The organism is Cellulomonas pasadenensis (assembly GCF_047229365.1).
Lineage (GTDB): Bacteria > Actinomycetota > Actinomycetes > Actinomycetales > Cellulomonadaceae > Cellulomonas.
This window is the reverse complement of the sequence record NZ_JBFTEP010000101.1, coordinates 1-13,721: the sequence shown is the minus strand read 5'-3', so window position 1 is coordinate 13,721 and position 13,721 is coordinate 1. Positions and strand designations below refer to the sequence as shown.

The window sequence follows — 13,721 nt, the reverse complement described above, 5'->3', positions numbered from 1 at the left end:
TTGCATCGTCGGGAGCGAGAGATGTGTTTATGAGTCAGCGTCGTCGGTGCCGGCCGCGCCGCCGTCCGAGGCGGAGCTCGAGCGCGTCGCGACGCCCGCGACCGTGCGGCGGGCGCCGCGCTACCGGTCGTTCATGGTCGCCGGTGCGCTGGTCGGCGCGGTCGTCGGGCTCGTGCTGGCGCTCGTGCTCGCCGACGGCGACGCGGTGGGCGGCGGTGGCGGCATGCTGCCGTTCCTCGACGGCGTGAGCGGCGTGCGGGCGCTGTCGACGCTGACCGGCGCGGTCGTCGGCACGTTCGCCGGCGGGCTGGCCGCCGTGCTGGCCGACCGGCGCAGCACGCGCGCGCGGCGCTGACGCGCGGGCGTCGACCGGTGCGTCGGCGCGTCCGGCCACGGGACGGGCTCCGCCTCGCCGGGTGAGGTGTGCCACCATGGTCGCGTGGCCCCCCGCGCAGACGGACGTCTCAACCACGACCTCCTTCCCGGCGAGAAAGGCCCGCAGGACGCCTGCGGCGTCTTCGGCGTCTGGGCACCCGGCGAGGAGGTCGCCAAGCTCACCTACTTCGGCCTCTACGCGTTGCAGCACCGCGGGCAGGAGTCGGCGGGCATCGCGACCTCGAACGGCCGGCAGCTGCTCGTCTACAAGGACATGGGACTCGTGTCCCAGGTCTTCGACGAGACGGCGCTCAACGCCCTGCAGGGGCACATCGCCATCGGGCACGCGCGCTACTCGACGACCGGCGGCTCGACGTGGGAGAACGCGCAGCCGACGCTCGGCGCGACCGCCGGCGGCACCGTCGCGCTCGGCCACAACGGCAACCTCACCAACTCCGCCGAGCTCGTCCAGCTCGTCGAGGAGCGGTACGGGCCGCAGCGTCGCGGCGAGCTCGCGCGCGGCAACACGACCGACACGGCGCTCATCACGGCGCTGTTCGCCGGCGACCCGGACCACACGCTGGAGTCCACGGCGCTCGAGGTGCTCCCGCGCCTGCGCGGCGCGTTCAGCCTCGTCTTCATGGACGAGCGGACGCTGTACGCCGCCCGTGACCCGCAGGGCGTGCGCCCCCTCGTGCTCGGGCGGCTGGAGCGCGGCTGGGTCGTCGCGTCGGAGACGCCGGCGCTCGACATCGTGGGTGCGTCGTTCGTGCGCGAGGTCGAGCCGGGCGAGTTCATCGCGATCGATGCCGACGGCCTGCGCTCGCAGCGGTTCGCGCCGGTCGACCGCGCCGGGTGCGTGTTCGAGTACGTCTACCTCGCGCGCCCCGACACCTCGATCAACGGGCGCTCGGTGCACGCGGCGCGCGTCGCCATGGGCCGGCGCCTCGCGCAGGAGCACCCGGTCGAGGCGGACCTCGTCATCCCGGTGCCTGAGTCCGGCACGCCCGCGGCCGTCGGCTTCGCGGCCGCGTCCGGCATCCCGTTCGGGCAGGGCCTGACCAAGAACGCGTACGTCGGGCGCACCTTCATCCAGCCGTCGCAGACGCTGCGCCAGCTCGGCATCCGGCTCAAGCTCAACCCGCTGCGCGACGTGATCCGCGGCAAGCGGCTCGTCGTGGTGGACGACTCGATCGTGCGCGGCAACACCCAGCGGGCGCTCGTGCGGATGCTGCGGGAGGCGGGCGCCGCGGAGGTGCACGTGCGCATCAGCTCGCCACCGGTGAAGTGGCCGTGCTTCTACGGCATCGACTTCGCCTCGCGCGCCGAGCTCATCGCCAACGGGCTCGCGGTCGAGGAGATCGGCTCGTCGCTCGGCGCCGACTCGCTCGGGTACATCTCCGAGGAGGGCATGATCGAGGCGACCGAGCAGCCGGCGTCGCAGCTGTGCACCGCGTGCTTCAGCGGCCGGTACCCGATCGAGCTGCCGTCCGGCGAGCAGCTCGGCAAGCACCTGCTGGAGCAGAACCAGCTGCCCCTCGGCGCGCCCGAGGACGGCCTGCTGTCCATCGTCCCGACGGCCGGTGGCGCGAGCGCGCTGGAGCACCCGTGAGCGCCGCGACGCAGCCCGTGACGTACGCGTCGGCGGGCGTGGACACCGAGGCCGGCGACAAGGCCGTCGAGCTGATGAAGGACGCGGTGCGGGCCACGCACGGGCCGCAGGTGCTCGGCGGCGTCGGCGGTTTCGCCGGCCTCTTCGACGCGAGCGCGCTCACGGCCTACCGCCGACCGCTGCTGGCGACGTCCACGGACGGCGTCGGCACGAAGGTCGCGATCGCGCAGGCCCTCGACGTGCACGACACGATCGGGTTCGACCTCGTCGGCATGGTCGTCGACGACATCGTCGTGGTCGGCGCGACGCCGCTCTTCATGACCGACTACATCGCCTGCGGCCGCGTCGTCCCCGAGCGGATCGCCGACGTCGTGCGCGGGATCGCCGCGGCGTGCGCGGTGGCCGGCACGGCGCTCGTCGGCGGCGAGACCGCCGAGCACCCCGGCCTGCTCGGCCCCGACGAGTACGACGTGGCCGGCGCCGCGACCGGCGTGGTCGAGGCCGACGGCCTCCTCGGCCCGGAGCGTGTGCGCGCGGGTGACGTCCTCGTCGCCCTCGGGTCGTCCGGCCTGCACTCGAACGGCTACTCGCTCGTGCGCCGCGTCGTGCAGGTCGCCGGCTGGGGCCTCGAGCGGCACGTCGACGCGCTCGGGCGCACCCTCGGCGAGGAGCTGCTCGAGCCGACCCGCGTGTACGCCGCCGACTGCCTCGCGCTGGTCGACGAGTTCGGTGCTGATCACGTGCACGCGTTCAGCCACGTGACGGGCGGCGGGCTCGCCGCGAACGTCGCGCGCGTGCTGCCGGCGGGCCTCGTGGCCGACGTCGACCGCGGGGCGTGGGACCTACCGGCGGTGTTCGGCCTGGTGCAGCAGCTCGGCCAGGTGCCGTGGGGCGACCTCGAGGCGACGCTGAACCTGGGCGTCGGCATGGTGGCGATCGTCGCGCCCGACGTCGCCGACGCGGTGCAGCGTGCCGCCCGCGACCGCGGGCTGCCCGCGTGGGTGCTGGGCACGGTCCGCGCGGCCGCTCCCGACGACGCCGCGTCGCCCGACGTCGTGGCCGGCACGAAGGGCGTGCAGGGCGGGGCCGTGCGGATGCACGGCACCTACCGCGCCGGCTGACACCGCGCGCGGTCGGGCGGGACGCGTCGGGCCGGCAGGTCAGCCGCGGTGCCGCCGCGACGACCCGCCGCGCGGCGTGCCGACCACGCACGCGGTGCGGCGGCACGCGAACGGCGCCGCCGCGGCACGACGACCGGCCCACCGCCCGTCGCGAGGACGGAGGTGGGCGGGTCGTGCGTCCCGCGACGGCGCCGCGTGCGTGCGCGCCGCGCTGCGGTCACCCGCGCGACGGTGTGCGGACCGGCACGTCGTGCCGGCCGGACGCCGTCAGCGCTCGTCGTCCCCCGGGGACCAGGGGTCCCAGCTCCTGGGGTCGTCGTCGTCCGTGCTGACAGCGCTGCGGCGGCTGTCCGTGACGACATCGTTGCGGCTGCGCGACGTGAGCTCCTGCTCGAGAGCCCGGTAGTTGGTGTCCGGGCTGAAGTACTTCAGCTCCCGGGCGACCTTCGTCTGCTTTGCCTTCTGACGGCCGCGCCCCATGGCATCGACCCCCTCTAACGTGGAAGCGGGGCGGCTCCGTGCTCACACGTGCGGCCCCGGGTGCTGTTGAGTCTCTTCGTGTGGCAACGGTACATGCTCGCGATCCATTCCGACCACCTGCGGGGGCGTCACGGGCGTCACGTGCCCGCGGCGGGCGCGGGAGCGGGAGCCGCCGAGGGCTCGCGGTCCCCGGGGCGCGCCGTCGCAGGCCGGGGCCCGCGGGCGTGACGTCGCGGTGACGGGGTCCCGGCGGCGGCGGTGCGGCGTCGCGGGGCCGTGCCGGTCCCGTCGTCCGCGCGACGGCAACCGGCGTCCCATCTACTGATACGCATGAGTAACCTGCGTGCGGCCGAGCGGGTGAAACGCGGCACAGGGGTGCGTCCGAACGGCTGAACGGGCCGTGCCCCGCGGGTGAACGTCACCGTCCGGCACCTCCCGGGGGTGCATCCGCGCTGCTCAGGGGTGGGGTGACGGCCCGTGGCGGGCCGGCCGTCACCCCACCGGGGTCGTTCCCGTACGCCGTGGGCAGAAAGGCGCCCCGGGGGGTGGCTGTCCGGATTGGGCCGGTTTACGCTGATCGGACGGCGCCGGGACGGCGTCGGGGGGAGGTGGCGCAGGGGCGGTCGGCCGCTCGCGGTGGCATCCGCGTTGTGTCCGGGAGTGCCGCATGTGTCAGATTCGTCCATGCTGAAGATCGGGCTGGTACGCGAGCTCGACACGGTCCAACCGGCGGGAGTCCTCGCCGCACGGCCGCACCGATAGAGGAGGAATCCATGTCCGCCGCACATTCGCCAGAGTCGGAGACCCTGCTCACGCCGTCGGAGGTGGCGACCCTCTTCCGGGTCGACCCCAAGACGGTCACCCGCTGGGCCAAGTCCGGCAAGCTCTCCTCCATCCGGACGCTCGGCGGTCACCGCCGGTACCGGGAGTCCGAGGTCCGGGACCTGCTCAACGGCGTCCCGCAGCCTCGCCAGACGGCCTGACTGACCACCGATCGTCCTCGACGTCGTCGGAGCACGCGCACCGCGGGGGAGTGCGTGGGTCGGCAGGACCGGGGACGGCCGCCGGGACGGTGTCCCGGGCGGTGACGGGTCGTGCACACGTGCAGGGAGCGGTGAAGGCCGCGTCGGCAGCAGCCGGCGCGGCCTTCGTCGTCCCCGGGGCGTCCGGCGTGGGTCCGCGGCCGGACGCCCGGCCGCACGGATGCCCGCCCGCCCGGTGGCCCTTCGCGCGACCGTGCTCGACGGCTCCAGGAGGGGCCGTGGCGCACGACGAGGGCCGCCGGCGTGCGCCGGCGGCCCTCGGGTCGTGCGGGGCGCTGGACGGCCCCTAGCGGACGATCTTGCGCACCACGCCGACCACGACGAGCACGGTGACGGCTCCCGCGACGGCGAGGACCGTGCGCGCGCGCGACCGGTCCTCCGGCAGCGCGGCGGCGTCGGTCGCGTCGAAGACGAGCCGCTTGCCGTCGGCGACGAGCTTGTCCTTCTGCACCCGCGGGTCGAGGCGCTCGGCGAGCGCGTCCACCGTGGATGCCAGCTGGGTCCGCGTCACGGCGACCTCGGCCTCCAGCTCCGTGATCTTCGGCGTGCTGATCTTCGCCGCCTCGTCGTCGCTCATCCTGCGAACCCCTTCTTCACGGCCTCGACGTCCTCGTGCACGTTCTCGACGGCGCGCTCGGGCGTGGGCGGCACGCCCTTCTGCAGGCGCTTGACGCCCAGCAGGGCCAGCACGCCCGTCACCGCCAGCAGCACGACGGTGACGATGAGGGCCGCGAGCCAGGCGTCGACGACGTTCGCGAGGGCGATGATGATCGTCGCCAGCAGCGTGCCGAACGCGTACAGCCCGAGCACCCCCGCGGCGGCGAGGAGGCCCGCGCCGATGCCCGCCTGCTTGGCCTTGGCGGCCATCTCCGCCTTGGCGAGGTCGATCTCGGCGCGCACCAGGCGCGAGGCCTGCTCGCTGAGGTCGCTGACCAGCTGGCCGAGGGACCGGTGGTCCTGCGGTGCGTCGGGGCGTGTGTCGCTCGCCCACCCGGAGTGCGTGACCATCTCCACGACCTTCCTGCGATGTGCCCCCGCGGGGCGGGGTCTGCGGAGCACTCAGTCTGCCGGTGCACCGGCCGTCGCGCGAGGTCAGCGGCCCGCGGTGCCGCCGGGGCGGCGCGGGCGCGCCGTCGGTCCGCAGCGGTCGGTCGCGTCAGCCGGTCCGCGTCAGTCGGCCCAGGGGTGCACCAGGTCCCCGGCCGGGTGCGTCGCGGTCGGCACGGGGATGAGCGGGCCGGTGAGGCGGGTCCCCGTCCCGGCGGGACGGGTGCCCGGGGCCGGCGGTCGGGGCTGGGGACGGTCGGTGGTCGTCGTCGTCACGGGACGGTCCTTCGTGCGGGGGGACTCGGTGCGACCACGCTAGGAGCGGCCGGGCGCGTCGGGGTGGGACGTGGGTCCCGATCCGGACGGACGGCACGAGGAGGCGCGGAGCGCCGCGGTGCGGACGGGCGGCGCGAGGGCGGCGGTGCGAGGCGCCGGCGGGAGCGACCGGTCCCGGGCAGAGCGACGGCCCCGGCGGGCGTCCCGCGGGGCCGTCTGAGGTGGCTCCGACCGGCGTCGATCCGGTGACCTTTCGATTTTCAGTCGAACGCTCTACCAACTGAGCTACAGAGCCTCGATGCGAGAGCGCCGGTCCGAAGACCGGCCCTCGCAGCGACCCCGACGGGACTTGAACCCGCGACCTCCGCCGTGACAGGGCGGCGCGCTAACCAACTGCGCTACGGGGCCTTGAAGCGGCCGTGACCGCTGCAAAACCTACTACCTTGCTGATCCTGCTTTCGCAGGGTCCGTACCCCCAACGGGATTCGAACCCGTGCTACCGCCGTGAAAGGGCGGGGTCCTAGGCCGCTAGACGATGAGGGCGTTGTCCGCCCCGGACGTCGAGGCGTCGGAAGACCGGTGATAACCATACGTGGTCGTCGGCCCGATCGCCAAAACGCCTCTCGCCGCGCACGCCACCGCCCGCCGCACCCGCCGCGCCACGTGTCCCGCCACCTGCCCCGGGACCCGGCCCGGCGGGGGAGGATGGGCGCGTGGTCGACATGACGCTCGAGGAGTTCGAGGACGCGGTGCGCGACGCCCTCGACGAGATCCCGGCCGAGCTCGCGGCGATGATGGACAACGTCGTCGTGCTGGTCGAGGACGACGCCCCCGCCGACGACCCCGAGCTGCTCGGCCTGTACGAGGGCACCCCGCTCACCGAGCGCGGCGAGTTCTGGGCCGCCGGCTCGCTGCCCGACCGCATCACGATCTACCGGCACCCGACGCTCGCGCTGTGCGGGGACCGCGACGAGGTCGTCGAGGAGGTCGCCGTCACGGTCGTGCACGAGGTCGCGCACCACTTCGGCATCGACGACGACCGCCTGCACGCGCTCGGCTGGGGCTGACGCGCGTCCGCGCCGGCCGCGGGCCCGGTCGGGGCGCGGTCCGGGCCCGCGCACGGGCGGCGCGCGCACGGACGCGCCCCGGGACGCGAGGGAGCGTCCCGGGGCGCACCGGCCCGTGGGCCGGTCGACCGGCCGGCCGGTCAGCTGGTGAGGAGCCGCAGGCCGTAGGCCGAGAGGATCTCGTTGACGGGCTGGAAGTACGTCGTGCCGCCGGTGCGGCAGTTGCCGCTGCCCCCGGAGGTGACGCCCTGCGCCTGGTTGCCCGCCAGCAGCGAGCCGCCCGAGTCGCCCGGCTCGGCGCAGACGTTGGTGCGGATGAGACCCGACACGGTGCCCTGCGCGTAGCGCACGGAGGTGTTGTAGGCCTGCACCGTGCCGCAGCGCCAGCCCGTCGTGCTGCCCGAGCGGCAGACGTACGCGCCCACGGCCGCCTGCTGCGAGCCCTTGACCGCCACGCGGCCGCCCGAGTAGTTGTTCACGGCGCCGACGGGCGTGTTGCCGGACGCGGTCTGCACCCAGGCGTAGTCGTTGCCGGGGAAGGACGAGCCGCGGAACGTGCCCGACGGGCTGGTGGTGCTCGCGCCGGTGCGGCCGCAGTGGCCGGCGGTGACGAACCCGCCCTGGACGGCGAAGCCGACCGAGCAGCGGCTGCTGTTGTTGATGTAGTACGCGTTGCCGCCCACCACGTCGATGAACGTGCTGGGCGCGACGGCGGTCGTGGCGAGCTGCACCGCGTCGGCGGGCACGCCGGCGGAGGCGACGAGCGCCGCGGCGGCCGCCGTGTCCTGGCCCACGGCCTCGACGACGACCTTGTTGGTCCGCACGTCGACGTACCAGGTGGCCACGTCGGCGGGCAGGCCGGCGGCGTCGAGCCGCGCACCGACGGCCTCGAGGTCGCTCAGGGACCGGGTGGCGGCGACGGCGGTGACGCCCGCCGCGACCGGGCCCTTGACGCGCTGCGGCGCGGTCGTGGCGACGTGCACGGTGCCCGCGGCCGGGTCGACCCACGCGCCGGCGTAGGTGCTGCCCAGCGACTGGGACAGGGTGCGGACGCGCGTGGCCGCGTCCGCCTGGAAGGTGAGCCGCTGGGCGGCCTTCTCGCGCGGGACGCCGAGGTCGCGCTCCATCGCGTCGAGCATCTCGGCGGGCACGTCGGCGGACGCGTCCGCCGCGGCGGGGGCGGGCGTCGCGCTGCTGCCGGCGGCGAGCGGGCCGAGCAGCAGGGTCAGCGCGGCGGCGCCGGAGAGCGCGACGCGCCGGGTGCGGGTCATGGTCATGGGGGACTGCCTCTCGTCGGTGGGTGCCGTGCAGTCACGGTACGCCGTGACGGGCGTCATGGATACATCCCGCCTGGGTCATACCGCCTGCGCGTCGGCCGGCACCGCGGCGAGCCCGCGTCCGCCCGCCGCTGCGGCGAGGCCGTCCGCACGGGCGGCCCGCGCCGCGGCGAGCAGCCGGGCGCGCAGGCCCTCGGGGGCGCCGTCGTGCACGGCGAGCCAGGTCGACCACAGCAGCGGGCGCCCGCGCAGCGCGACGGCGCGGACGCCGTCCGGCGGGCCGCCGAACGGCTGCGCGAGGCCCACGCCGGCGCCGGCCCGGACGAGCTCGACGCCCGCGGAGCGCTCGCACTCGCTCGGGGCGTGCGGGGCGAAGCCGGCGCGCGAGCACGCGGCGACGAAGCACGCCGAGAAGCAGCTGTCGCCGGGCGCCTTGAGCCAGCGCTCGTCGGCGAACGCGGCGAGGTCGGCCTCGTCGGCGCTCGGGTGGTCCGACGGCACGAGCACCTGGACCGCGTCGGTGCCCACGAGCCGCCAGTGCACGCCCGGCGCGGCCGGCGGCAGGGCGTCGGCGCACATCCCGACGAGCAGGACGTCGTGCGCGCCCTCCGCCAGGTCGGTCGCGGCGGCGGCCGCGGACCAGCCCGTCCGCAGCAGGGTCCGCCCGTCGCAGCCGCCGTCGACGCGGCGCGCGAAGGCCGCCGCGAGCGCCGACCCGACGACGGCGACGCGGAGGCCGTCGGGCACCTCGCCGCACCGGGCGACGCGGTGGGCGTCCAGCACGAGCGCGTCCATGGCGGGGAGCAGGGTGCGCGCGCGCTCGAGGACGAGCGTGCCGAGCGGCGTGGGGTGCACGCCACGGTGGTCCCGCACGAACACCGGGCCGCCGAGCGCCCGGTCGATGCGGGAGAGCTGGGCGCTGAGCGCCGGCTGGGCGAGGCCGAGGGCGGCCGCCGCCTTCGTCACGCTGCCGTGCTCGGCGACCGTGGCGACCATGCGCAGGTGACGCACCTCGAGGTCCATGACGTCCGAGGGTAGGTCGCACCGGGCACACCTGTCACGAGCGGGGCGCACTCACGTCGTCGCCGGTATGACCGCCACGGTCCGCTAGCGTGCACCCGTGGTGAGGGTCGGGGTCGTGCTGCTGCCGCAGGAGCGCTGGTCGACGGCGCGCGAGCGCTGGCGACGCGCCGAGGACCTGGGCTTCGACCACGCGTGGACGTACGACCACCTGGCCTGGCGGGACCTCGCCGACGAGCCGTGGTTCGCCACCGTGCCGCTGCTCGCGGCGGCGGCGGCCGTCACGGAGCGCATCGGGCTCGGCACGTGGGTCGCGTCGCCGAACTTCCGGCACCCGGTGCCGTTCGCCAAGGACGTCATGGGCCTCGACGACGTGTCCGGCGGCCGGTTCGTGCTCGGCGTCGGCGCGGGGGGCGAGGGCTGGGACGCGGGCGTGCTCGGCCCGGCGCCGACGCGTGCGGAGCGCACCCGGCGGTTCGCGGAGTTCCTCGAGGTGCTCGACGCGCTGCTCACGCAGCCCGTCACCGACCACGCGGGGGAGTTCTACGCGGCGCACGCGGCGCGCATGGTGCCGGGCACGCTCGCGCGGCCGCGGACGCCGTTCGTCGTCGCCGCCAACGGGCCGCGCGGCATGGCGCTCGCCGCCCGGCACGGGCAGGGGTGGGCCACCTACGGGCCCGGGACGGGCGTCGGCACCGGGGACGCCGGCGCCGACCAGAAGGCGTGGTGGGACGGTCTCGCCCGCATGGCGGACGCGTTCGACGAGGTCGAGCAGGCCGCCGGCGCCCGCGTGCCCCGCTGGCTGAGCCTCGACGGGGCGCCGACGTTCTCGCTGACGGACGCCGATCTCGCGGCGGAGGGTGTCGAGCGGGCCGCGGCGCTCGGGTTCGGCGACGTCGTCGTGCACTGGCCGCGCGCGCAGGGCGTCTACGCGGGCAGCGAGCGGGAGCTCGAGCGGTTCGCCGGCATGCTGCCGCGGCTCCGGGCCCTGGAGCCGGCGCGCCGCTGAGCCGTCAGGCGGTGGCCCGCCGGTGGGCGTCCCAGGCGCTCGCCACCATGTCGGCGGCCGTGTGCCGCATGCGCCAGTCGAGGTCGCGCGCGGCGGCCTCGCCCGACGCGACGATCCGTGCGGGGTCGCCCGGCCGGCGCGGTGCGACCTCCGGCTCGAAAGCGATGCCGGTGACCTCGGCGACGGTCGTCATGATCTGCCGCACGGAGAGCCCGTCGCCCGAGCCGAGGTTGTAGACGCGCTCGAGGTCGCGTCCCGCGGCGAGCGCGCGGGCTGCGGCGACGTGCGAGACGGCGAGGTCGGCGACGTGCACGTAGTCGCGCACGCACGTGCCGTCGGGCGTGGGGTAGTCGTCCCCGTTGATGCGCGGGGTGCGGCCGGCCGTCAGGGCCTCGAGCACCAGGGGGAACAGGTTGTGCGGGCTGGAGTCGACGAGGTCCGCGTGCCCGGACCCCACGACGTTGAAGTACCGCAGCGACGTGTGCCGCAGGCCCGTCGCGCGCCCCTGGTCGCGCAGCAGCCACTCGCCGACCAGCTTCGACTCGCCGTAGGGCGACTCGGGTGCGGTGGGGGTGTCCTCGGTCACGACGTCGACGTCCGGGGTGCCGTAGACGGCCGCGGACGACGAGAACACGATGCTGCCGACGCCCGCGTCCGCCATCGCGGTGAGCAGGTGCGCGGTGCCCGTGACGTTCTGCTCGTAGGTGTGCAGCGGGCGCTCGACGGAGACGCCGGCGTACTTGAAGCCGGCGAGGTGGACGACGCCCGTGACGCCGTGCTCGACGAGGGCCGTGCGCACGGCGTCGGTGTCGACCACGGACGCCTCGACGAGCGGCACGTCGGCCGGGACGAACCCGCGGTGCCCGCTCGAGAGGTCGTCGAGCACGACGGGTGCGAGCGTGGTGTCGCCGGTCCGCTCCACCGCGTCGAGGAACGCCCGCACGACGTGCGCCCCGATGTACCCCGCCCCGCCCGTCACCATCCACGTCATGGGTCGAGCGTAGCCCGTGGGGACCACTTTTCCAACATGATCGAACATGAGCGAACAGTTCCACACAGGGTGCATCCGGCCGCGGCGCTCGTCCGGAAGTTCCCGGTGGCGGCGGTGCAGATGCTCAGTACGCTGAGCGATTCCGGACGAGGGGTGGGCGGGGATGGACGAGCGGTACGTGCAGGACGGCTCCGCCGTGGCCGAGAACCCCGTCGGCACGGGCGTCGCGACGCCTCCTGCGGGCACGCCGACCGGCGCGGCGACCGGTGGCCCGGTGCCCGCGAGCGACGCGCGGGTGGCGCTCGCCCACGAGGTCGAGCGCGTCACCGCCGCCGCCGAGCGCCTGCTCGTCGAGGTCGTCGACGACCGCGTCCGGCACGGCCGCGCGCTCGCGGCCGAGCACGGGTACCTGTGGTCCGACCTCGCCGCGGTGCTCGGCGGCAAGCTCATGCGCCCCCGCCTCACGGTGAGCGCGTACCTCGGCCTCGGTGGCGCGGACGTCGACGCCGTCGCCCCGGTGGCGGCCGCGCAGGAGATGCTGCACACCGCGATGCTCGTGCACGACGACCTGCTCGACCGGGACGAGGTACGCCGCGGCCGGCCCAACGTCGCGGGCGCCACGCGGGCGCGGCTCGCGGCGGCCGGCGTCACCGGCGCCGCGCAGCACGACCAGGTGGGCGCGGCCGCGCTGCTCGCGGGCGACACCGCGCTGGCGCAGGCGTTCGCGCTGGTGGCGCGCGCCTCGGTGCCCGTCCACGTCGTCGGCGAGCTCGTGCGGCTGCTGGCGTCCGGCGTCGACACCACGGTGGCGGGCGAGCTGCTCGACGTCCGCGGCGAGGTGCAGGCGCTCACGGACGTCGACACGCTGCTGGTCGCCGAGCTGAAGACCGCCGCCTACTCGTTCCGCGTGCCGCTCGAGTCCGGCGCCGTGGTGGCGGGCGCGTCCCGCGAGCACCGCACCGCGCTCGCGCTCGTCGGCACCGCGCTGGGCCTCGCGTACCAGCTCACGGACGACGACCTCGGCGTCTTCGGCGACCCGGCCGCGACCGGCAAGTCCGTGCTGTCCGACCTGCGCTCCGGCAAGCGCACCGAGCTGCTGCGGCTGACGTGGGCGCGCGCCGACGCGGCCGGGCGCGCGGTGCTGGCTGCGCACGTCGGGCGCCCCGACCTCGACGAGGCCGGCGCGGCCCGCGTGCGGGACGTCATGCAGGACTGCGGGGCGCTCGACGAGGCGCGGTCGCTGACCCGCCGCACGGCCGACATGGCGCGTACCCTCGCGACGACGACGTTGCCGGAGCCGCTCGCGGGGTACCTCGCGGGCGTCGTCGACGACCTCGTCGCACGCGGGCACTGACGGGTGGGGACGGACCGCGGGCACGGCACCGGCCTGCCCGCTCCGACGAGCACGGGCACCGGCGCGGCCGGTGCGCGCGACGACGGCGGCGACCTTCGCCGCGCGGCACGGAGGGACGCCACGGACGGCATGCGCACACCGGACGACGACACGACGGGCGCACGCCTGTACGACGCCACCGCGGCACGGGCGAGCGCGGTCGTGCTGCGTGCCTACTCGACGTCGTTCGGGCTCGGCACCCGGCTGCTCGGCCCGCGCACGCGGCGCGACATCGAGGCGGTCTACGCGCTCGTGCGGCTCGCCGACGAGGTCGTCGACACCTACCGCGGTCCCGACGCCGGCGCCGAGCTCGACGAGCTCGAGGCGCAGACGGCGCGCGCGCTCGTGACCGGGTACTCCACCAACGTGGTGGTGCACGCGTTCGCCCGCACGGCGCGCCGGACGGGCATCGGGCACGCCGAGGTGGATCCCTTCTTCGCGTCGATGCGCGCGGACCTGACCGTGCGCACGCACGACCGGGAGAGCTACGAGCGCTACGTCTACGGGTCCGCCGAGGTCGTCGGGCTCATGTGCCTGCGCGTCTTCCTCGACGCCGAGCGGGGACCCGGCGACCCGCCCGTGGAGCCGTCCGCGGCCGCCGTCGCGGGTGCGCGCGGCCTGGGCGCCGCGTTCCAGAAGATCAACTTCCTGCGGGACCTCGGCGCCGACCGGGGCGACCTCGGGCGCAGCTACTTCCCCGACGTGGACCCCGAGCACCTGACGGACGCCGACGTGCGGGCGGTCCTCGACGAGGTCGAGCACGACCTCGCCGTCGCGCGCGCCGCGCTGCCCGGGCTGCCGCCGCGCGCCCGGGTGGCCGTGGAGGCGACCCTCGCGCTGTACGCGCGGCTGCTGGACCGCCTGGCGACCACGCCGGCGGAGGACCTGGAGGGACGACGCGTGCGGGTGCCGGGACCGGAGAAGGCCGCCGTCGTCGGCGGCGTCGTGGGACGCGCGGTGGCCGGTGCCGCCGCGCGGCGGGCGCGCCCGGTGGCGACGCGGGTCGTCGC

15 protein-coding genes and 3 tRNA genes are annotated in these 13,721 nt (G+C 75.8%); 8 read left to right on the top strand and 10 right to left on the bottom strand.

Going from position 1 to position 13,721, the window contains the following annotated elements; translation table 11 throughout:
• From AB6N23_RS13635 to purM, 3 genes are all read left to right on the top strand, one after another.
• Positions 1 to 355: hypothetical protein (locus AB6N23_RS13635; RefSeq protein WP_412866566.1), on the top strand; the 355-nt coding region annotated here is incomplete at its 5' end.
• An 84-nt stretch (positions 356 to 439) separates the two neighbouring features.
• Positions 440 to 1,987, top strand: a complete 1,548-nt coding sequence (purF, locus tag AB6N23_RS13630; RefSeq protein ID WP_412866565.1) for an amidophosphoribosyltransferase — start codon at positions 440 to 442, stop codon at positions 1,985 to 1,987.
• Positions 1,984 to 3,108 carry a phosphoribosylformylglycinamidine cyclo-ligase gene (gene purM / locus AB6N23_RS13625; protein WP_412866564.1) on the top strand — a complete coding sequence of 375 codons (1,125 nt, stop codon included), beginning with the start codon at positions 1,984 to 1,986 and terminating at the stop codon, positions 3,106 to 3,108. The genes purF and purM overlap by 4 nt, the downstream gene beginning before the upstream one ends.
• Positions 3,109 to 3,375: 267 nt before the next feature.
• Here purM and AB6N23_RS13620 read toward each other — a convergent pair whose 3' ends face one another.
• Entirely contained in the window at positions 3,376 to 3,588 is a 213-nt protein-coding gene (locus AB6N23_RS13620; RefSeq protein WP_378204027.1) for a DUF3073 domain-containing protein, read from the bottom strand.
• 773 nt (positions 3,589 to 4,361) lie between these two features.
• Between AB6N23_RS13620 and AB6N23_RS13615 the strand changes: the two genes are divergently transcribed.
• Entirely contained in the window at positions 4,362 to 4,571 is a 210-nt protein-coding gene (locus AB6N23_RS13615; protein WP_136518173.1) for a BldC family transcriptional regulator, read from the top strand.
• A 346-nt stretch (positions 4,572 to 4,917) separates the two neighbouring features.
• On the opposite strand, the gene AB6N23_RS13610 is transcribed toward AB6N23_RS13615, so the two are convergent.
• From AB6N23_RS13610 to AB6N23_RS13585, 6 genes are all read right to left on the bottom strand, one after another.
• Complete coding sequence (locus tag AB6N23_RS13610; RefSeq protein WP_378204024.1) at positions 4,918 to 5,208, bottom strand: DUF3618 domain-containing protein; 291 nt, start codon at positions 5,206 to 5,208, stop codon at positions 4,918 to 4,920.
• Positions 5,205 to 5,639: a phage holin family protein gene (locus AB6N23_RS13605; protein ID WP_378204021.1), complete on the bottom strand. Its 435-nt coding sequence runs from the start codon at positions 5,637 to 5,639 to the stop codon at positions 5,205 to 5,207. Before AB6N23_RS13605 ends, AB6N23_RS13610 begins: the two co-directional genes overlap by 4 nt.
• Positions 5,640 to 5,801: 162 nt before the next feature.
• Positions 5,802 to 5,954: a hypothetical protein gene (locus tag AB6N23_RS13600; RefSeq protein WP_412866563.1), complete on the bottom strand. Its 153-nt coding sequence runs from the start codon at positions 5,952 to 5,954 to the stop codon at positions 5,802 to 5,804.
• A 222-nt stretch (positions 5,955 to 6,176) separates the two neighbouring features.
• Positions 6,177 to 6,249, bottom strand: a tRNA-Phe gene (locus tag AB6N23_RS13595).
• Between the two features lie 39 nt (positions 6,250 to 6,288).
• Positions 6,289 to 6,362 (bottom strand) — tRNA-Asp (locus tag AB6N23_RS13590).
• Between the two features lie 62 nt (positions 6,363 to 6,424).
• Positions 6,425 to 6,497, bottom strand: a tRNA-Glu gene (locus AB6N23_RS13585).
• A gap of 179 nt (positions 6,498 to 6,676) precedes the next feature.
• Here AB6N23_RS13585 and AB6N23_RS13580 point away from each other — a divergent pair.
• Positions 6,677 to 7,021, top strand: coding sequence for a metallopeptidase family protein (locus tag AB6N23_RS13580; protein WP_412866567.1), 345 nt, complete (start codon positions 6,677 to 6,679; stop codon positions 7,019 to 7,021).
• Between the two features lie 140 nt (positions 7,022 to 7,161).
• Here the strand turns inward: AB6N23_RS13580 and AB6N23_RS13575 are convergent, their stop codons facing one another.
• Both AB6N23_RS13575 and AB6N23_RS13570 read right to left on the bottom strand, forming a co-directional pair.
• On the bottom strand, positions 7,162 to 8,298 hold the full coding sequence (locus AB6N23_RS13575; protein ID WP_412866562.1) for a S1 family peptidase: 1,137 nt from the start codon (positions 8,296 to 8,298) through the stop codon (positions 7,162 to 7,164).
• Between the two features lie 78 nt (positions 8,299 to 8,376).
• Positions 8,377 to 9,321, bottom strand: a complete 945-nt coding sequence (locus AB6N23_RS13570) for a LysR family transcriptional regulator (protein WP_412866561.1) — start codon at positions 9,319 to 9,321, stop codon at positions 8,377 to 8,379.
• 97 nt (positions 9,322 to 9,418) lie between these two features.
• Here AB6N23_RS13570 and AB6N23_RS13565 point away from each other — a divergent pair, with 97 nt between their 5' ends.
• Positions 9,419 to 10,327, top strand: coding sequence for an LLM class flavin-dependent oxidoreductase (locus AB6N23_RS13565; RefSeq protein WP_412866560.1), 909 nt, complete (start codon positions 9,419 to 9,421; stop codon positions 10,325 to 10,327).
• Between the two features lie 4 nt (positions 10,328 to 10,331).
• Here the strand turns inward: AB6N23_RS13565 and galE are convergent, their stop codons facing one another.
• Positions 10,332 to 11,318, bottom strand: a complete 987-nt coding sequence (gene galE, locus AB6N23_RS13560; protein ID WP_412866559.1) for a UDP-glucose 4-epimerase GalE — start codon at positions 11,316 to 11,318, stop codon at positions 10,332 to 10,334.
• Positions 11,319 to 11,481: 163 nt separating this feature from the next.
• On the opposite strand from galE, the gene AB6N23_RS13555 reads away from it, so the two are divergent.
• Both AB6N23_RS13555 and AB6N23_RS13550 read left to right on the top strand, forming a co-directional pair.
• Positions 11,482 to 12,672, top strand: a complete 1,191-nt coding sequence (locus AB6N23_RS13555; RefSeq protein ID WP_412866558.1) for a polyprenyl synthetase family protein — start codon at positions 11,482 to 11,484, stop codon at positions 12,670 to 12,672.
• A 129-nt stretch (positions 12,673 to 12,801) separates the two neighbouring features.
• On the top strand, positions 12,802 to 13,721 hold a 920-nt coding region (locus tag AB6N23_RS13550; RefSeq protein ID WP_412866557.1), incomplete at its 3' end, for a phytoene/squalene synthase family protein.